This window comes from Halobacteriovorax sp. (assembly GCF_048381875.1).
Taxonomy (GTDB): domain Bacteria; phylum Bdellovibrionota; class Bacteriovoracia; order Bacteriovoracales; family Bacteriovoracaceae; genus Halobacteriovorax_A; species Halobacteriovorax_A vibrionivorans.
This window is the reverse complement of record NZ_JBLXBP010000004.1, coordinates 45045-64381: the sequence shown is the minus strand read 5'-3', so window position 1 is coordinate 64381 and position 19337 is coordinate 45045. Positions and strand designations below refer to the sequence as shown.

The 19337-nt window shown below is 34.4% G+C and carries 20 protein-coding genes, 1 tRNA gene and 1 other RNA gene; 2 read left to right on the top strand and 20 right to left on the bottom strand.

The window, feature by feature from the left end; genetic code table 11:
• Window positions 1–16 precede the first annotated feature (16 nt).
• The 5 genes from ACN5L8_RS12775 to rsmH are packed head-to-tail and all read right to left on the bottom strand — an operon-like array spanning window position 17 to window position 5912.
• Complete coding sequence (locus tag ACN5L8_RS12775; protein WP_419173222.1) at window positions 17–1327, bottom strand: UDP-N-acetylmuramoyl-tripeptide--D-alanyl-D-alanine ligase; 1311 nt, start codon at window positions 1325–1327, stop codon at window positions 17–19.
• Window positions 1324–2637, bottom strand: a complete 1314-nt coding sequence (locus ACN5L8_RS12770) for a Mur ligase family protein (RefSeq protein ID WP_419173221.1) — start codon at window positions 2635–2637, stop codon at window positions 1324–1326. The genes ACN5L8_RS12775 and ACN5L8_RS12770 overlap by 4 nt, the downstream gene beginning before the upstream one ends.
• Window positions 2630–4552: a penicillin-binding protein gene (locus tag ACN5L8_RS12765; RefSeq protein WP_419173220.1), complete on the bottom strand. Its 1923-nt coding sequence runs from the start codon at window positions 4550–4552 to the stop codon at window positions 2630–2632. Before ACN5L8_RS12765 ends, ACN5L8_RS12770 begins: the two co-directional genes overlap by 8 nt.
• A gap of 5 nt (window positions 4553–4557) precedes the next feature.
• Entirely contained in the window at window positions 4558–4890 is a 333-nt protein-coding gene (locus ACN5L8_RS12760; protein WP_114706077.1) for a hypothetical protein, read from the bottom strand.
• Between the two features lie 20 nt (window positions 4891–4910).
• Window positions 4911–5912, bottom strand: coding sequence for a 16S rRNA (cytosine(1402)-N(4))-methyltransferase RsmH (rsmH, locus tag ACN5L8_RS12755; RefSeq protein WP_419173219.1), 1002 nt, complete (start codon window positions 5910–5912; stop codon window positions 4911–4913).
• Window positions 5913–6060: 148 nt separating this feature from the next.
• Here rsmH and ACN5L8_RS12750 point away from each other — a divergent pair, with 148 nt between their 5' ends.
• Entirely contained in the window at window positions 6061–7287 is a 1227-nt protein-coding gene (locus tag ACN5L8_RS12750; RefSeq protein WP_120403995.1) for an esterase/lipase family protein, read from the top strand.
• On the opposite strand, the gene ACN5L8_RS12745 is transcribed toward ACN5L8_RS12750, so the two are convergent.
• The 15 genes from ACN5L8_RS12745 to ACN5L8_RS12675 all read right to left on the bottom strand — a co-directional run bounded on the left by ACN5L8_RS12745 (window position 7276) and on the right by ACN5L8_RS12675 (window position 18315).
• A complete protein-coding gene (locus ACN5L8_RS12745; RefSeq protein ID WP_114706074.1) occupies window positions 7276–7869 on the bottom strand; it encodes a GTP-binding protein in 594 nt (197 codons plus the stop codon). The genes ACN5L8_RS12750 and ACN5L8_RS12745 overlap by 12 nt on opposite strands.
• Before the next feature lie 10 nt (window positions 7870–7879).
• Window positions 7880–8371, bottom strand: a complete 492-nt coding sequence (locus ACN5L8_RS12740; protein ID WP_419173218.1) for a hypothetical protein — start codon at window positions 8369–8371, stop codon at window positions 7880–7882.
• 8 nt (window positions 8372–8379) lie between these two features.
• Complete coding sequence (recR, locus tag ACN5L8_RS12735) at window positions 8380–8973, bottom strand: recombination mediator RecR (protein WP_114706072.1); 594 nt, start codon at window positions 8971–8973, stop codon at window positions 8380–8382.
• Between the two features lie 9 nt (window positions 8974–8982).
• Window positions 8983–9297, bottom strand: coding sequence for a YbaB/EbfC family nucleoid-associated protein (locus tag ACN5L8_RS12730; RefSeq protein WP_114706071.1), 315 nt, complete (start codon window positions 9295–9297; stop codon window positions 8983–8985).
• 11 nt (window positions 9298–9308) lie between these two features.
• Window positions 9309–11105: a DNA polymerase III subunit gamma/tau gene (dnaX, locus tag ACN5L8_RS12725; RefSeq protein WP_419173217.1), complete on the bottom strand. Its 1797-nt coding sequence runs from the start codon at window positions 11103–11105 to the stop codon at window positions 9309–9311.
• A 70-nt stretch (window positions 11106–11175) separates the two neighbouring features.
• Window positions 11176–11272: signal recognition particle sRNA small type (gene ffs / locus ACN5L8_RS12720), an RNA gene on the bottom strand.
• Between the two features lie 41 nt (window positions 11273–11313).
• Entirely contained in the window at window positions 11314–12582 is a 1269-nt protein-coding gene (locus ACN5L8_RS12715; protein WP_419173216.1) for a hypothetical protein, read from the bottom strand.
• Between the two features lie 45 nt (window positions 12583–12627).
• Window positions 12628–13104: a nucleoside deaminase gene (locus ACN5L8_RS12710; RefSeq protein ID WP_114706249.1), complete on the bottom strand. Its 477-nt coding sequence runs from the start codon at window positions 13102–13104 to the stop codon at window positions 12628–12630.
• Between the two features lie 2 nt (window positions 13105–13106).
• A complete protein-coding gene (locus ACN5L8_RS12705) occupies window positions 13107–13835 on the bottom strand; it encodes a hypothetical protein (RefSeq protein WP_419173215.1) in 729 nt (242 codons plus the stop codon).
• 35 nt (window positions 13836–13870) lie between these two features.
• Entirely contained in the window at window positions 13871–15346 is a 1476-nt protein-coding gene (locus tag ACN5L8_RS12700; RefSeq protein ID WP_419173214.1) for a hypothetical protein, read from the bottom strand.
• Between the two features lies 1 nt (window position 15347).
• Entirely contained in the window at window positions 15348–15953 is a 606-nt protein-coding gene (locus tag ACN5L8_RS12695) for a hypothetical protein (protein WP_419173213.1), read from the bottom strand.
• A gap of 13 nt (window positions 15954–15966) precedes the next feature.
• Complete coding sequence (locus tag ACN5L8_RS12690; RefSeq protein ID WP_419173212.1) at window positions 15967–16698, bottom strand: hypothetical protein; 732 nt, start codon at window positions 16696–16698, stop codon at window positions 15967–15969.
• Window positions 16699–16804: 106 nt separating this feature from the next.
• The gene (locus tag ACN5L8_RS12685; RefSeq protein ID WP_114706064.1) at window positions 16805–17383 is read right to left on the bottom strand and encodes a hypothetical protein; all 579 of its coding nucleotides are present in this window, start codon (window positions 17381–17383) and stop codon (window positions 16805–16807) included.
• A 71-nt stretch (window positions 17384–17454) separates the two neighbouring features.
• Window positions 17455–18210 carry a tRNA threonylcarbamoyladenosine dehydratase gene (locus tag ACN5L8_RS12680; protein WP_114706063.1) on the bottom strand — a complete coding sequence of 252 codons (756 nt, stop codon included), beginning with the start codon at window positions 18208–18210 and terminating at the stop codon, window positions 17455–17457.
• Between the two features lie 28 nt (window positions 18211–18238).
• A tRNA-Arg gene (locus tag ACN5L8_RS12675) sits at window positions 18239–18315 on the bottom strand.
• A 134-nt stretch (window positions 18316–18449) separates the two neighbouring features.
• Here ACN5L8_RS12675 and ACN5L8_RS12670 point away from each other — a divergent pair.
• Window positions 18450–19331 (top strand): phospholipase A, encoded by an 882-nt coding sequence (locus ACN5L8_RS12670; RefSeq protein ID WP_114706062.1) that lies wholly within the window; start codon window positions 18450–18452, stop codon window positions 19329–19331.
• Window positions 19332–19337: the final 6 nt, after the last annotated feature.

Below are 19337 nucleotides of genomic sequence, written 5' to 3'. Positions count from 1 at the left end.
CGTGTTTTAAATTATATTACATAGTTATATCTATTAGCCTCTCTAGTTGTAAAGAACGAGAAGCTTTTAAAAAGATATAATCGTACGAATTTAATACCGATAACCACTTTGTGCAAAGATCATCAAGATTTTTATATATTTCAGCCTCACCTTTAAAGATATTCTTATAATATTGAGAGTATTGACCAATAAAAAAAGCGTGCTTTGCGTTAACAGAATTTAATACATTTGAAATATCTTCGTGATGTTTTTGTGTTTCACTACCTAATTCATTCATATCACCCAGAACAAAAAGAACCTTCTTATCGCTAGGTACATTTTTTGCAAATTCTCTTATCGCAAGATTCATTGAGGTAGGATTTGCATTGTAGGCATCTAAATATATCTTTGTCTTATCAACATCAATCCACTGTGCTCTTTTATTCTTAGGTAGACGTACTGATTTCAATTCATGGGCCAAAGACACTGAAAAGATATTTTCTAGGATGAAAGCTGAAGCCTGAATATTCCATTGATTATATGACTCTTTAATAATATCACTTTCAAAAGGATGTACGACCTCTTTATTTACGAGCACAACTTTATCATCTTGCGCAAGAGTTGCTAGTTTAGCATCTTCACAATTCAGATAAAATTTAACACCATTTTTTAAAACCCAACGATATAAAGCAGACTTCTCTTTTAAAACGCCATCAAGGTTTTCTAAAAATTCGGTATGGGCATGACCGATATTAGTTATATAACCAAAGTCAGGCTGTGCAATTTCACAGAGCGTTTCAATTTCACCAAAGTGATTTGTCCCCATCTCAATAATGGCAAACTTATGTTCATCTTTTAGCGAGAATATTGTAAGAGGTACTCCAATATGATTATTTAAATTACCTTGAGTACAAACAACAGCATCGTTTAAGAAACTCTTGGCCAAAGAAAAAAGGATCTCTTTTGTTGTAGTCTTACCATTAGAACCAGTAAGACCAAAGACGATACCATCTTTATTTTTCCATTCTTGAATACGAAACTTTGCGGCTTCTTGGAGAAATTTAAGGCTATCATTTACAAGAAAGAAGATAAGCTCATTATCTCTTTCATATAAAGACTTAAGCTTTTCCTCTCGCCCTTCTTCATTGGTAACGACAAAAGCCTTTGCCTTATTAGAGATAGCATCCTCAATAAAGTTATAAGCATCAAACCTGTCGCCCTTTAGCGCGACAAATAAGTTTTCACCATTTGGCATCTTAGAATTTGTCGATAAAGAAATTTCATCTTCACTTACCGTACCGATTATTTTTATTAAACCATTAATGTTTTTTAAATCTGTTATCTTCATAATACTTCAATTGCCTTTTTCACTATTTCAATATCACTAAAGAAAGACTTCACTCCATTTACATCCTGGTACTCTTCATGACCTTTACCTGCAATAATAACGGCAGTAGGACCTTTATATCTTTTTACATAATTTTTAATTGCATCTTCTCGGCTAACAATAACATCAACATCATTACTATTATCTTTAAGAATATCTTCAATAATTCTTTCAGGGTCTTCAAATCTAGGATTATCACTAGTGACCACGACGCTGTCACTATACTCGAGAGCCGCTTGTAACATCAGAGGCCTTTTGGTTCTATCACGATCACCACCACATCCAAAAATTGTGATTAAATGATGGTTCTTAAATAATGACTTAGTCTCACGACAAATATTTATTAATGCATCAGGAGTATGAGCGTAATCGATGATATAAATATTTTCCTGGTCTCTTACTAAATTAAAACGACCTTTAGGTAGCTCTAGTTTTATTTCTCGGTTTAATTCTTCACCAGCAGCTTCATCACAAAGGGCAAAAGCTAAATCAAGATTATCTTTATTATAACTGAGGTTAAATTCTTCACCGTATTTATTATCAACATCGCGAGCAACTTTATATTTGATTTTATCTTTAAAATATTCCGCCTGTGAACTTGGAATAATTACTTCATTTTCACAATAATTAAGAAGCTTTGCCTTAGCATTGAAATAAGCTTCCATTGTCCCATGATAGTCTAGATGATCTTGTGTCAGGTTAGTCCAACCTATTGAGCTAAAGTCCATTCCTTTAACTCGTCCTTGCTCTAGAGCGTGAGAACTAACTTCAATACAAAAATAATCAATATCGTTTAATCGATATATTACTCGTCTCAAATCAAGATATGATGGTGTGGTCGCTGATAATGAAGGCATAATCTCTTTATCTTCACGAATGATACCAACAGTGCCAATACAACACGCTTTAAAATTATTTCGATTTAAGATTAATTGACATAAGTGAGTTACAGAAGACTTGCCATTTGTTCCAGTAACACCAATTAATGAGACTTCTCGGTCTAAAGGGTATAAAACTTCTACTAACTCTTCTTGTAATTGATAAAAGTCTTCTAGTTCAACAACAAGACAATCAAGGCCTTCAACTTCTAAATTTGTTATTACTAAACCTGCATTTCCCTTTTCGTATCTTTGCTTGAACAGAGAAATTGATTTTTCGTTTTCATAAAGACGATAAAATGCAATATCACCTTTTTTGGCTTGATCTAGATTGACTGTTAAATCAACAAATTGATCTGTGACAATGTTGTATTTTGAAATTAGGCTATTCATATGTTGGTGGGGCATATCTTAATTTAATGATAGTGTTTTTTGTATATTCACTTCCAGGTTCTGGTAGCTGCTCATTAACAACCCCGACACCACTATGAGTAAGATCAATATCTAATTTACGAGCAAGCTTCATAGCAGATTTTTTGTCAAGGCCTACGAAATTAGGAACTAGTCCACGACCAGTATACCTTTTAGCAGAATGAACTCTTTTAACAGAATCAAAGGCCATGTCATTTTCAAATAGATCGTTCTCTGCAAGACCTTCAAACTCTTTATTCTTATACAATAAATACTCTGTGACTTTCTTGAACACTGGTCCAGCGACAGAGTTACCATAATATGATTTTCCCTTTGCTGGCTTATCCACATAGGCATAAACGACAAACTTCTTCTTAACGCCAACTGGAAAGCCTAAGAAACCAGGAATGTAGCCAGTATATCGTCCCATATTATCAGCTCTTTGTGCCGTGGATGTTTTGGCCGCAATTTTAAAATATGGAATTTTTCCATTACGAGCAGTTCCGTCTTCAACCGTTTTAATCATCATATCAGTAAGTGATTTTGCAACTTTTTCTGGGATAATCTGTTCAGCTTCAGTTTTATTAGATTCATCAACTTTTAAAATTGTAGGCTTAACATATTTCCCACCATTTGAGATGGCCGCAAATGCCGCAAGCATCTGTATTCCTGTCGTTGCAACTCCCTGACCAAAACTAATATTACTTAAGGATAGGGGAGAAACATTTTTATCGTCTGTAAAGATACCACGGGACTCAGCAGGCAATTCAATTCCAGTTTTCTCACCAATTCTAAACTTAGTTAGAGTTGACTTTAGTTTTGGAAAAGTTAGGTCAAATGCAATTTTTGTCGTTCCAATATTTGAAGAGTGCATGAGTATTTCTTCAACAGATAACCATTCAAATTTCTTTCTCGACTCTGCTTCTTTAATTATATGATCTTCAACTTTCAGGCGCCCTTGTTCACAGTAGTAATTTGTATCCGGACGTACAACATTATTTTCAAGGGCCGAGGCCACTGTAATAACTTTCATTGTTGAACCTGGCTCAAATGGATCTGAAATGAAAGAGAGCTTACGGTCAATACTTCTAGATCCATCTAAATCGTTTGGATCAAAAGTAGGATAATTTGCAACAGCAATAATTTCTCCAGTTTCTGCGTCCATAACGCCAACGCCACCACGTTTCGCTTCGACTTTTTCGACAGCTTCTTTTATGGCCTTCTCAGCAACGGCCTGAACTTCTTTATCAATAGAAAGGTAGATATCTTTTGATCTTTCCGTCGGAATATTTTGACTCACATAGCGAACAGGTCTTCCTTTATTGTCTTTGAAGTATTTTATAATTTGTGGCTCACCTCTAAGCTCATCATCAAAGCGGTGTTCTATTCCTGCAAGGCCATTATTGTCAAGGCCAACAAAGCCAAGTGTTTGCGCTGCTAATTCATGATTTGGATAAATACGCTTTGGGATTTCTTCAATATAGACACCCTTGAGCTTTTTAATTGCATGAACTTGTTCTTCTGTTAAGTTGATCTTTCTTGCAATCCAAGTAAAGCGATTTCGCTTCATTGCCTTTGAGCCAATATTTTCAATCTCGGCCTCTGGCATGATTTGCGTTAACTTCTTAAAGACATTCTTATCTCTAATATTTTTTGGAATGGTAAAAAGAGAGTATGTTCTTATGTTAATTGCGAGAGGATTCCCATTGCGATCATAGATATGACCACGTCTTGGGAAAACCTTGCGTTCACGGAAGAATTGTTTTTTTGATTGTGACAATAAATGACCGCGATCAACAACTTGAATGCGGAATGCCTTCACAAGAATTGCTACAAAAGCAAATGCAAAGACGACATAAACTATTTTTAATCTATTCTTTAAGTTACTCTCATTCACTTTATTTACTTCTTAGCTGGAACAACAATAATTTGATGTTGTTTTGGCTGTGCTAAATTATAACGACGGGCCATTTTCCTTAAATTTGAAACTGAAAGAAGGCGTGCCTTTTTGGCCTTTAATTCCTTTCCTTCAATTTTTACTCTCTCAACTTCTTTTTTTACAGTTGCAATCTCATAGTTTAACTCAATACCTTTCATTCTAAAAAGTACAAATAAAACTGTAATCACAACTAAGCTAAGAACAATTGGTAAACCTTGTGAGCTTAATAGAGCCCCTTTAATTTTATTCCCAATACTTTCCTTCTTAGACTTTGATCGACTCATCCTAGAGGCCATAAAACAATCTCCTATTGTTTTTAATTCTGTATTTTCGAAAACTTTTCGTATTTATTCTTTGATTTCTTCTCACTCACTCGTTTTAAAATTCGAAGCTTAGCACTTCTTGAACGTGGGTTTTCTGAAATCTCTTCTTCACTTGGTATAATTGGCTTTTTAACTTCATTTTCAAAAAGCATTTCACCAAGCCCATTTTTTTCAAACTCTTTAAACAATCTCTTAACAATTCTATCTTCAAGAGAATGAAAACTTATAATTAATATTCTACCATTAATCTTTAATAATGGTAGCACCTGAGCAATTACATCTGATACTACATCAAGCTCTTTATTTACTTGTATACGCAGTGCTTGGAAGCATTTTGTTGCAGGATGAATTCGACCAAATTGTAGTTTTTTTGGATAGCAATCTTTGATGAGCTCAGCTAATTGAAAAGTTGTTTCAATCGGGCCTTCTTTTTCTCTTTTGGCCTCAATCTGCTCCGCAATGCGCCATGCAAATTTCTCTTCACCATATTCTCTAAATAGATCAGCTAATTCTTGCTTAGAATACTTATTGATAATATCTTTTGCCGTTTCTATCTCATCGTTATCATAGTCCATTCGCATATCAAGCGGTGCATCAACACGAAATGAAAACCCACGAGAACCTTCATCAAAGTGATGGGAAGAAACACCCAAATCCAAAAGTACTCCGTCAAGGCCTTCGTTCTCATCAAGTAGCTCTTGATGGTTTCCAGTAACGACATCATGAAAGTGAACAAAGTTAGAGTCATGTAGAAAAAGTCGATCTTGAACACCATTTTTTTCGATAAGCTTTCGGCCATTTGCAAGAGCATCTGGATCTTGATCAAAAGAGATCAATTTTGCATTCGGATTCCTCTCTACGATGGCCATGGAGTGACCACCCGCACCAAAAGTACAGTCAGCAAATACTAAACTTTCTTTATCTTCATTATTTAAATAAAGATAATCGAGGCATTCATTCTTTAATACTGAATAGTGTTCTTTATAATCTTCCAATCTATATCCAATTTATGCATTAATCAGTTGTTTACTCAAAAGATGTTAATTTATTTATGAACGATCTTTTATTGTCTTTCATTTATTTGACTTGGACATGCACCTAATGACAAAATTTTACATCTAGCACAAGGAATTTGAAAGAACTATGAGAGATACTGATTTATTTTTAAACAAATATATAGAATCAAAAGTATTAAACTTAAAAAGTCGCTTTAATGCTTATAATGCACGTAAAAATTATTCTAAAACTTTTCTTGATTCAGCTAAAGAACTTACGAAGTCGGATATAAGACAACGTTTTTTACAAGCAAAAGAAAATCTCTCACCAAATGACACTCTTAAGTTAATGAGAAATCTTTTAAATTCTTCAGCGTGGATCAGTTTTTCAACGGCACGCTACCTACACTCTCTAACTAATTTTAAAAGCTTTGATAACAAATTTGATTACAACTTTATTAACTACCGCTTTTTTAATGATCTAAAAAATAAAAAAGAAATTGATTTAGAAGATGATGAAATTTTCAAAATCATTTACAACGAAGTTGAATATGCAAAATATCATCCAAATTATATTTCAAATTTAGAAGCTCCAACAACAAATGCAACGATCATATTAATTCCAGGAGTATTTAATGAACTATTTTCTACCCCTTCTTTTGAAAGGGCATGCCTTCATTTAAAAAAGAATTATGGTATTAAATACTTCACTCCAAGCATTAATGGTTTTGACAATTGTAATAAGAATGCAGAGTCTTTAAAAATTCAAATCAACGACTACATGAAAGAGCATCCTAATGAAAAATTATGGCTCGTAGCATTTTCAAAAGGTGGTCTTGATACTCTTCACTACTTAAGTGAGTATAGCGAAGAACAAGATTCAATATTAGGTCTCTCAACAATTGCTAGTCCAATTCTTGGTTCAGATTCTTTTAATAAGAAATTAATTAAAACTCTTAATCTCATTCATAACTTCTCTGATTCTAAACTATATAAATTAATTGATAGTAGAAGAGATATACTTGCTAAAGAAATGCAAAAATCACTCTCATCTACTTATCGTAGGCCATGGCTTAGAAATAATCACGAGAAACTAAACCCAAATCTTTTTTATACATCGATTGGGTTTTCATCAAAATGGTATGACAGCCACTTATGGATGATGCTTATGAAGCTCATCATCAGAAGTAAAAATGAAAATGATGGCGTCGTTGATACTGAAAGCACCCTTTTTCCATATTACTTTCAAAAAGGAATTAGTTTAGGTATTCTAGAAGGACATCATCTTGTTGGAAGAAGATCATCCTTCTATTGTCAGGAAGCACTAATTGAAGCTCATATACATTTCTTAAAATACAAAGGACTACTCTTTTAGTCCCCCCTTAAGATTCATAAGAACTAATTTAGACATCGCCTTTAGTGTTTCAAAAACACCAACACCTTTTACAGCAACAGAGTCGAAAGCTGGTCGCTCATCTGCATTTAATGTCTGTTGTAAGTCTTCGACTGGTGTAACATTTGGTAAATCTCTTTTATTCCATTGAAACACTATTGGAATTTGATCAATATCATATCCCTGCTCCTTAAGGTTTTCCTCAAGACTTTTTAAAGATTCAATATTTGCTTCCATTCTCTCAAGTTGAGAATCTGCAACAAAAATAACACCATCAACACCACGAAGAATTAGCTTACGTGAAGATTCATAGAAGACCTGACCTGGCACGGTATATAAGTGAAAACGTGTACGGTAGCCACGTATTTCTCCAAGATCAAGCGGAAGAAAATCAAAGAAAATTGTTCTCTCATTCTCAGAGTCGAGACTTACCATCTCTCCTTTATTCCCACCGGCAGTTTTTTGATAAATATATTGAATGTTAGTCGTCTTTCCACCAAGGCCCGGCCCATAGTAGACGATCTTACAGTTAATTTCCTTCGTATTATAATTTACAAAAGACATAAGTCCCCCACTATCCCATTACACCTGAAAATAGATCATCTACTTCATTGTCACTAATATCATCAAAGAGGAAAACATCATTTGGGTTTAAGTCATCACTTAAATGTGCCTCTATGAACTCAGCTAGCTTTGTTTCTATAAGCCTAACACGAGATTTAAGCTTAGCAGGGTTATCTACATCAAAATAAATCAGACTGAGATAAATATCTTCAAACGGCCCCGATAATTTTGTTATATAAATTCCCTTAGAAGAAGTCGCATAATTGAATCGGAAATCATCCTCTGTTTCATAAGGAATGAACTGAGATAGAACAGAGCTAGCTTGCCATACACCAGCGATTAAGGCTCCTGCAGTATCACTATCAAATTCAGTTTGAGTACTTTTAAAAGAATATAAAGGTATACCATCTTGTCTACAAACAACAAGGCCACTATTCACAAGAGAATCGAGACCGCTATACTCTTTAAAAAATTCTTGAATAACGTATTCGATGTTATCCATATGCTTCCTTACATTTTTGTTTTATTCTCTAAAGCTTTAGAGATTGTCATTGTGTCTAAATAATCAAGATTCCCACCCATAGGAATCCCAAATCCGATTCTATCAACCATTACATTTTCAGGAAGTGTCGATTTGATATAACTACAAGTTGCATCACCTTCAACTGATGGCCCTATCGCTAAAATTATCGAAGTAACTCCAAGTTCAGTAACTCTCTTTTTTAACTTGTCGATATTCAGTTCTGCTGGCCCAACTCCTAATAAAGGATTTAGGACACCACCCAAAACATGATAAAGACCTCGATACTGGCCACTTCTTTCAATTGCCATGTAATCTGTTATTGATTCCACAACACAGATTTCAGTAGATTCTTTACGATGAATGTCACTACAAACATCACAAATGTCCTCATCTGCGAAAACGCCACACTGCTTACATTTTTTAAGTTCTGCCAAATCATTTAGAGCATTTGAAAAGTCACCTAATTCTTCAGCTGTCCATTTCGTAAGACTTAAGACATGTCTTAATGCACTCTTTTCTCCAATTCCTGGAACTTTTGAAAAGGAGTCCATTAAATTTGTGATTCTTTCAGGTAGTTTCATTCATCTTTCCTAGAAAAGGCCTGGTATATTTAAACCACCAGTTACTTTCCCCATAGCATTTGAAACCATATCTTGTGATTCTTTAACTGCTTGATTAACGGCCGTTAATACAAGGTCCTCTAATGTTTCAACATCAGATGGATCGACAGCTTCAGGATCAATTTTAATTGATTGTATTTCTTGTTTACCAGTGATTGTAATTTTAATGGCACCACCACCTGAAGAAACTTCTAGTTCTCTTTTTTCTAGTTCTTTTTGAAGAGTGCTAATTTTTTGCTGCATTTGTTGAGCTTGCTTCATTAGCCCTTGCATACCTTTTGCCATATATACTCCGTTTATTCGTCGTTATTTAAAACGATCTTATCTATTTTTGTATTAAAAAGAGATCCTGCAACTTTGAGCATCTCATCTTCTTCAATTTGTTTTCTCATATTTGCTTTTTCAATATTTTCATTCTCAATATTGATGTCAAATTTTGATTTAAATTGAGTCTCTTGCGCTTTTTCTCTTTCAACTAACTCAAGTTTTAAATCAATTTCTTCAACAGAAAAGTAATTTCTAAGTTCTGCTTTAACCTTTTCAATTGTTTCTTGATTATTCATATGATCAAAGAAAACTTTTGCACTAACAGGATAACCAATTGCTATGGTAGCCTTATTCCCTACCACAACGAGTTCCCCTAAGAGATTCCCCTGCTCCATATTCGCACTCATAACAGGAGATGAGCTCGATAAGAACTCTAAGAAGCCATCCCACGTCTTATTCCCTTCAGGAATAATTGTTGGTGTGATTTCTTGTGAAACTACTTCTTCAGGCTCTGAAGCTGGCTCAATAGCAACTTCTTCAGCTGTATTTTCACTAGCAGAGAAATTTGTATTCTGCTCAACCTCTTGTTCATCAAAGATAATCTTAGTTGGAGCTGGTTTTTCCTCTGGTATGATTTCTTCTTGGGCCACTTCTTCAACTTCAGCGGCCCTTGGGGCCTCAGGCTTTCCCGCAGCATCCTCCACAGTAGAGGTATTTGCAGCTACTTCAGCAGTATCAGCTATTAACTGATGTCTTAAGCTTACCTTTCTCATGGCAAGTAGAGTAGCATCTGCTGGTATAATCGATTCCATTGTCCAAGCAAAGTCTTTAGCAAGAGTTTCATAAATCCAATAAAGCTCTGCTCTAGTTGTCTTATCAAAAAGATCGCCATCTACTTTAGATTGAATACGATTTTTATCGTTGAAGTCTTTTGCGATAATAATAGAAAAAAGATTCTCTAACATCGATTTAACAATATTATTTAAACCGATGTTTTGTGAAATAAGCATATTAAAAGTATTAGTTAACTCTTGAGTTTGACCTGCAATGATATTATCAATTAAAGATTTAATCGAACTCAATTTTGCAATACCTAACGCTCTTGCAAAAATATCCTCTGTTATATCTTGGCCATAAGAGAAACTTAAAACCTGATCAAAAAGAGAAAGAGTATCTCTAAACGATCCATTACCAAGTTTTGCAAGTGTTTCAATAAGCTCATCTTGACTGAAAGTAATATTCTCTAATTGAGCGATATTAATAATATGTGACTTTAGCTCTTCAACTGTTGCGTTGATGAAATCAAATCGCTGACATCGCGAAAGAACAGTTCCCAATAATTTTTCAGGCTCAGTCGTGGCCATTAAAAAGATTGCATGCTCAGGCGGCTCTTCTAGTGTTTTCAAAAGAGCATTGAAAGCGCTGTTAGAAAGCATATGTACTTCATCAATAATATAGACCTTATATTTTCCATTTGATGGAAGATAAGAAATATTACTAATTAATTCTCTAATATCATCAACACTATTATTAGATGCCCCGTCAATTTCAACGACATTCATTGAAGCAGCTGAATCAAAGTCATGACAAGCACCACATTCTCCACATGGATTCTGTTGTTCATCACGGTTTTCGCAACGTAGTGCCTTTGCAAAAATTCTTGCAATAGTTGTTTTTCCAATTCCACGTGTACCAGAAAAAATATAAGCATGACCAAAACGGTCTTCTCTTAAAGAATTAACTATTGTTTTTACAATATGTTCTTGCCCAACAAAGTCTTGAAACTTTGTAGGACGATACTTTCTGGCCAGAACCTGATATGACATTGAGCACCATCACTTTATATGATTTTAAATTTTTACTTATTAACTATAGGCAAAATAATAGGCATTGGAAAGGGGCAGCCGACACAAACACAACGCAGCAAAAGCTACCGTTGCTTCGTTCCCGACCTGGCGGAGTTCACCTCGTTACGCTTGTCTGGCCGGCCACCGAAATGAATATATTTTTTTCAAAGCATGATGTCAATTAAAGCTAGTATTTTATGATAATTGTATCATTTTCCAGACTCACCGAGTCAGAGTTTATGAACTTCATCACAAATTTAAGAACCATTTTTGTAGCAGTCATACCCGCAACCTTCGCCTTGGCCACTTGTACCCTAACTTCTCTTTGAGTCTCATTGATATTTAACGTACCACTAGCTCTGAAATGCAGTGTAAATAGCGCACGAAGCTTTGCATTCAACTTAAATTCACCATCAGTAACGTGAATATTTAAGTCACTAATACGATTGCTATCTTTTTCAATTTGATCTTCATTAATTTTATTTATTTTAAAGTATGAGCTTTTTAAACAACCAAGATAGAAAGCATCTGCTGAAATTATTCGCTTATCATTGATTGTTTTTAAACACTTTGCTTCTATATCAAAAAATGTAAAAAGACCTTTTTGTGTTTCTGCTAATAATTTATCCGCTTCAACCCCAACATGATTTTCGTTAAAATAAACAACACCATCATAGATTTCGAAAGGGCGACCTTCACGTAACAGCCTTATCTCGCTTCCTGCAATTAAAGACTCTTCTAAACAACCAGCAAAAATAAGATCTAGATTAAAGCTTTTAAGTTCACTATCTTTAAAACAATCAACATTTATGGCCTTAAGACCAATTTCACTATTAAGAATATTTCCACTAATACTTTGAGCATCAATATTAATTCGATCATTCGTGAATAAAACTTTCTTACCAAGTATACTTATAAAAGATGTATCTTGGCTTTCTTGCTTTATTTCAACTTTAGCAAACTCACTTCCTTTACTTGGGTTAATGAGCATATTCTTTAAACAAATTTGATCAAGCCTAAATGTAAAGCCATTGCTAGCACAATTAATTTGGACATTTCTTATATCAAACAAGAAGCTCGCAGCACCGATACTTAATTGAGGTCCATTCGCATTGAATCCTGTTTCTGTAAATTCAATTAATGCTTGATTTGCATAAATAAAGTCGAGAAAGTCGATCTCATCTATTTGCGGGATATACGTTGTTAAATTTAGATTATCTTTTCTGAAGTTGAATTTATTATTATATAAAGCTGCATCAACTAAAAATAGCTCACCGTCTTGTGCTAAATCAAACTCGACAGCATCATACTTTATATAAATATCGCGAGCGTATGCACTTCCCGCTAAAAACTCTTGCCCCACCTCTCTTTTCAAATCGAAAGAGTCTACTTCAAATAGCATAGAATTAGCGGCACATATCGTTGAGATAAGTGATAGTATTAGTAATCTGATCATATATTAATGATCTAGAATATTTTAAACAATGTAAATATAGGATAGTTAGGATTTAACTTTTCGATAGGTTTTTCGACGCAATTTAAAGAAATCTGATAATACTTTCGAGCACTTGAAATGTTCAATTCCACCAATGACAGAAAATTTATGATTGAAGCGTTTATCCTTTTGAAATGAATACCCTAAAGAGATACTTCCAGCTTTATGATCGTAAGCACCAAAAACAACATTTTTAAAACGAGCTTGTAAAATTGCATATAAACACATTGGACAAGGCTCAAGCGTAATATAAATAGTACAATTAATAAGTCGCCAATCACCTAATTTCTCACTTGCTTCTTTAATAGCAAGGATTTCTGCATGAGCTGTCGTATCTTTATTTTGTTCTTTTAAATTATGTGCCTTAGCAATAACATTATCATTTTCATCGACAACAATTGCTCCAACGGGAACCTCTCCGGCCTTAAATGCCAGTTCTGCTTCATCTAAAGCTAGCTTCATATTCCATATATGTGACTTCATTTTCATGATTTAAACTTTTTATTCTTCTTGGCCTTACGCTCAAAGTTCCAATATTTTTCTAAGTCGTTATACTTCCTTTTTACAACATCATCTGTAATGACGAATCGTACTCCATAAGTATAAGGGCGACCAATTGAGTATTGTCTTTTTGATAGCACCTCAACCTGTAAACGTCCATCAAGCCCTGAAGATTCTAATTCAATATCAATACGCTGACCGATTTCAACTTCTTCAAACATACTTAATCCACCAGCGCGTCTTCTAAGATCAACAATCCTTGCGTCTGCTTTCTTGTCATCATCAATATACACGCTTGCTTTTAAGTCATTGCGATAACGGAAGTCATATTCCCACCAATTAATAATCGGGAAAAAAACAGGTGAGTATAGAGAGAAACAAAGGACCCCTAAGATAAAAAAGGACATTGTATATAAAAAGAAAATTGAGAAATCATTATAATGATAAAGAGATCTTAAAATATGAAAAATGATAATAAAAAAAGATAAGGCCGTTAGCGACCAAAATGAATACTTAAGATTTTTTTGTGTACGATAATATAAGCGATAGAAAAAAATGAAGAAGATAATTCCAAATAACGCTATGAAATTAAACTGATATTTAAAGAATTCATATCCTTTCGCTAAAAAGAACAAAAAGAAATGAAGAGTAAATAAAGCCTGGGCCTTATTAAAATCTGTTTTAATTGATAATTTGTTAATTCCTATAAGCATATATTTATTTTAAGCAAATTCGGAATAAAGAACAATTAATTGAGTACAAGTGGCAGTATTTGCTTAGGCGAATCTGATCGAGTTAACTTATATTTTTTTCCTTTATAAGTTATTTCATATTCACCTGGCTTAAGATCAACTGGAAGCATATACACATGATCATAAATACCATACCAAGAACGTAGGTCAGCTAACTCAGACTCAGCAATTGCTTTATTGCCGGCAGCGTAGGCGGCACTGGCCGACAGGTAGGCGATAAATGCACCATTATTATAAAGAGATCGATAAGTTTGGTATGCAGAGGTTAATAAAGCAATATGCTTGGCTGCCAGACGAGCACCTACTTTTGCTTCTAAAGTTTTAACATCTGTTTTTAATGATTCACTTAATACTTCTGATGTATTGGCCATAAGAATTAGATTATCCGATAGAACTTCATTTCCATCTGCATTTGTGAGAGTAACTTTTTCAGTATTCGTAATCGGTACAGAATCTATTTTTGGTAATTCAAAACTAATCTTTGGCTCTGTTCCTCTTGTGATTGAAAGCATTTTAAGAGAGAAGGTCACAAAATCGTCCATACCCTCATCATTATATATATAAACACCGACAGGAAGACCTAGAGGAAACTCGTATACATTGGCCGTCTTTTTTATAACATGCCCATCTAAAATTATGATGTAGGTATTATAGCGCTTTTTATTTTGAAAGAACTTTTTAATGTTATTTGAGGTTTGTGTTTCACTGATATAGTTTGCTAATTTCTTTTGAGAAAGAAGATGAAGCTCGTTGTAATCATCTTTATATTTCTCATGTAATTCATTATAACTTGGATAAATCCCCATCTGCTCCACTAAGTTTTTTTGTCCTAATTTTTTAAAACTTTTAATTACAGATCGGTCCTTAGAACGATCATAAACATCGTGAACAATAACTCCCATTAAATCGATAAATGTCGATCCTTTATATATTGCCCTTCCGCGATTTTGCTCCTTGAAATTATCAATATATGAGCTCCAATCTCTAAGAGTCGAGACCATTGCCTGTTGATGAAATCTTTTATCTTTTGAGGACTCTGAGGATTGAATTAACATGTAGTGAGATAAGATTTCATAAAAGCGAATACTTATTTGTTCAAATTGATTTGGATAATAAATATCGGTAGCCTCTCCAATAAATAAGGACTCAACCTTATTTGAAATGCTCACCTTATATAAACTATTAGCTATTTCTTTTGCCTTATTAAGATGAAAGAGGGCCTTCTTATAATCTTTAAGATTAAAATATGCTATTCCAAGTTCGGCCTGCTTTAAAAAGCGATCCTCTTGCCTTTCGTAAACTTCTTTTTTAGTGATTCGATCAATGACAGTCTGATACTTTTTTTCTTTATATAAAGAAGCAATGATATCACCTTCATCTCGAACTCTTCTTGCAGCACAACTTAAGATACTAACAAGACTAATTAAGATGAAGGTGTAACTTAGGAATTTATTTTTTGATATTTTATGCAATCTACCAACCTACTTTAGATTGCTCCGAATATTTATTTACACGAGTCCTTGTTCTCATAACCTCAACCCCTCTTGAGATATCTGTCATGCGAAGGTTCACGGTATATTCCTTTAATGTTTTCCCATTTCTCTTACGTGGGTTCATTCTTACATTTCCAAAGATCATGATATCCGCTCCAGCAGCATTACCAATCTTCTTCGCTTCTGCAGGACTTACCATTCCGTCATTTTGATACTGAATTTCCTTTAAAAGAGACTCTCTAGCAGCGGCATCAATCAGAATGAACTCACCTGTTTCACTGATCTGAGTTAGGAACTCGTCTGAAATATCATCAACTGGAAAATATGGCTCAGCCGTTTGGTTACCAAAATCTGCAATAAAAACTTTTGGTCTTCGACCTAGTTTAAGTCGATAATTTTTAAAGCCACGGTGATCATTCATTTTCTTTAAGATATCTTCAACAGCATTTTCTGTATCACGAGTTACCCATGCATCTGTAATCTCGAGAGACTTCTCATCAGATTCATCTCCAGATACTCTCTGTGCCTGAAACCCTCCACATGAAAACAGTGAAAGCATAAGCGTTATTACAAGTAAGTTCTTCATATATCCTCCATTATTAAATTTCAAGTTCTAAAAATACATCTGGTAAATCGTCAAACAACTCTTTTTGTAAATCTAGTATTATATCCTGCTCTGTACGACCCGTTTGTGTATATCTCTTGGTTATATTTGTCTTTCCATAAATGAAGTTAACTTCCAAAGTTCTTTTTACGAAACCTTCAACATTTAGATATTCGTTCTTTAGCGCAATTGCGATATTTAGTTTCTTCTCAATGTCATTATTATCGTAAACATTTGCCTTATTAAGTTCACTTATCAACATTTTATCAATTGATTCAAACTTAGGCTGTGAATAAATAGCGATATTAATTTCTTTTTTCGCTCTCTTCTTATATTGAACAACATTAGACTTATACTTGTCTGATAATACAGCTAAGTAAACATCAAGCTTTTTAATAATATTATTATTTGCATTGATTTTTAATATCGATAGATTATGACCTTGTTTATAGATACTTTCGTTCTCGGCCTTAAGATTAGTGATGTCACTTTTAAGTTTTTGACGAAAACGACTTTTATTCAATCCAAGTAGAACACAATGATAATCTTCTTCATCAACAAAACTTTCAATTGTCTCTACACCGAAGAGAGTTTCACTTACTTCTTCACTGACATAATCAGAGTACTGAGATTCATCCAACTTTCCATCAGAAGACTCAATGGAGAGAAACTTTGCCTTAACCTTTACTTGAAAGTTTTTTGCGATTTCAACTCGAGCATCTTCCACTGCCTCCGCCTCACTTAAACTGCAAGCCTTTGCACACAAAAAGTCAGCTGGACATGATTTCACTTGAGCGAAACCAGAAAAGGCAAAAAATAAGAGAATGAACACTTTAGTCTTCAAACTTCTCTCTCAACTCTTCTTTCTTATCTGATGGTGCTAAGACTATTGCACTTTCCTGTGCTGCTTTTTTAGCGCGGTCTAAAGTCTCCTCTTTTATTCCCACAACAGAGAAACAAGCATAGTATGGTGAACCCGTTAATTCCTCACCTGATTTTTTCTGACGCTTTTCCCAATATTGCTCTTTTACACGTACTCCAGAAACTTTGGTGCGAACAGTTTGTGTAAGCTTCTCATAAAAAGTTTTAACTTCTTCTGAGTCATTATCTAGACTTGTTACTTCAGTATAGTCATTTGATATTTCTTGAGAGACTTCTGCTGCAATAACTGCTGTAGACCTTGCGGTAGCTGATTTAATACAAAGTCTTCTATTTCTATTTTCAGATTGAGATAAAAAATAATGATAACCACTATCTCCTTCATATTTTTTAATATCTTCTAACCATACTGGTTCAACTTTTTGTGAAGCATTTATGACTTTATAATCTAATTCAAATTCACGCTCTTTAGGGCCAGATGAACACGAAGTAATTGTTAGTAATAATGCCAAAAGACAAGCGAGCCTGATCATAGATATCTCCATTTTTTGATTGTTTAAAGTCAACTAATTTTACTTTACGACGAGATTAAATCAATGAAAAATTACTTTAAAAGCTCTTTGATAGCTAAATGAGAAAGCAAGAAACCTACTGTTCCTGTCATATAAGTGGCCGTTCCTAGTCCACCATTGCAATCTAACTTTAAAGCCTTAGATGTTTGCTCAAGATCGCACTTTTTAATCTTCTTTGATGGCTCAGGCGAGTAAACACACTGAACCTTTGCTTTTGATCTGCCTAGAGGATAGAGATGTTTTTTCTTTAGCTCCTGCCTTACTTTTCGATACAGCATATCTTGCTTAGTTTTTGAGAGCTCAGCAACAGTGATCATTGTAGGATCAACTTTCCCACCGATCGCACCAGAGCTCACCACTTTGACTTCTCGCTTATAGCATTCATTAATAAGAATCGCTTTTTCACGAGGGGCATCAATCGTATCAATTATAATCGAAGGCTTCTCTGCAAAAATCTTTTCCATATTCTTTTCATTAAAGAAGCAATAATGACATGTAACCTTACAGTCTGGATTAATCTTTGCAATTCGTTCGGCCAAAGCGTCGGCCTTCATTTTACCGTAATTTCCTTCAAGGGCATGAAGTTGTCGGTTTGTATTTGAAACACAGATATCATCAAGATCAACGAGAGTGATCTTATTCACACCTAATCGTGCAATGGACTCGACACACCACGTACCAACTCCACCTAGTCCAATGACCATAATGTGAGAGTCTTTAACAATAGAGAATTCTCGCTCCCCTAATAAAGCAGCAATTCCATTAAATCTTTGTTCGTGATTTGACATAGGCTTGTGATTACAAATACTTAAGACATGGCGCACTCGGCAGGAGTCGAACCTGCGACCTTCTGATCCGTAGTCAGACACTCTATCCAGCTGAGCTACGAGTGCGCATGTAGGGGTATTTATAGCCCCTAACGTCGTATATTGTCAATCTAGTATTTCGTCTATGGAAATTATTTGTCAGAGAGGCCCTATTCATTAGACAATACGTTCAACTAAAAACCCTTTAATATACAACGACTATGACTTTTCAAAGAAGCATTTATTGCGCCTTATTACTCAATTTCACGATCTCAATCTTTGCCCAGGACTCACTTGAGAAAACGATACAAAAGAGACAAAAAGAAGATGAGGCCTCTAATAATACCATTTCACTTGTAACTGCCCATCGACCAAATTATGTCCTGCCTGTGACTTATATGCATGATCCTAATGAGTCTTCGATAAACGATGACGACGAATTAAAGAACGAGGAAACAAAGTTTCAATTAAGCTTTAAATTTACTGTATTTTCAAAATTATTTAATTCAAATACAGACTTAAACTTTGCCTATACACAAAAGTCCGTATGGCAACTATTTAACAAGAAAAACTCAGCAGCATTTAGGGATACTAATTACGAACCAGAGATATTTTTATCCATGATGCCATTTGAAGATAATTGGACGATCTTTAGAAATTATTATCACCTTGGTTTTGCACATCAATCTAATGGGAAAGATATCCCACAATCAAGAAGTTGGAATCGAGTCTTCTTCACAACATTCTTTGACTACCGTGAAACACTTTTCATGTTGAAAGTGTGGTATCGAATTCCAGAGGAAAAAAAGACAAGTCCTACAGACTACACTGGTGACGATAATCCAGATATTAATGAGTATATGGGTAATTTTGAATTAACTACGATTCATAAAGTTAATGGTCACACACTTTCTCTAATGTTAAGAAATAATCTTAGAAGCGATAATAAAGGTGCTGTCGAGTTATCTTGGTCATTTCCTCTGCCTGAAACCAGACTTAAAGGATATGTTCAATATTTTGATGGATATGGTGAATCGTTAATTGATTATAATTATAAGATGACACGTATTGGATTAGGTGTCGCATTTACAGATTGGTTATAGGCTTTT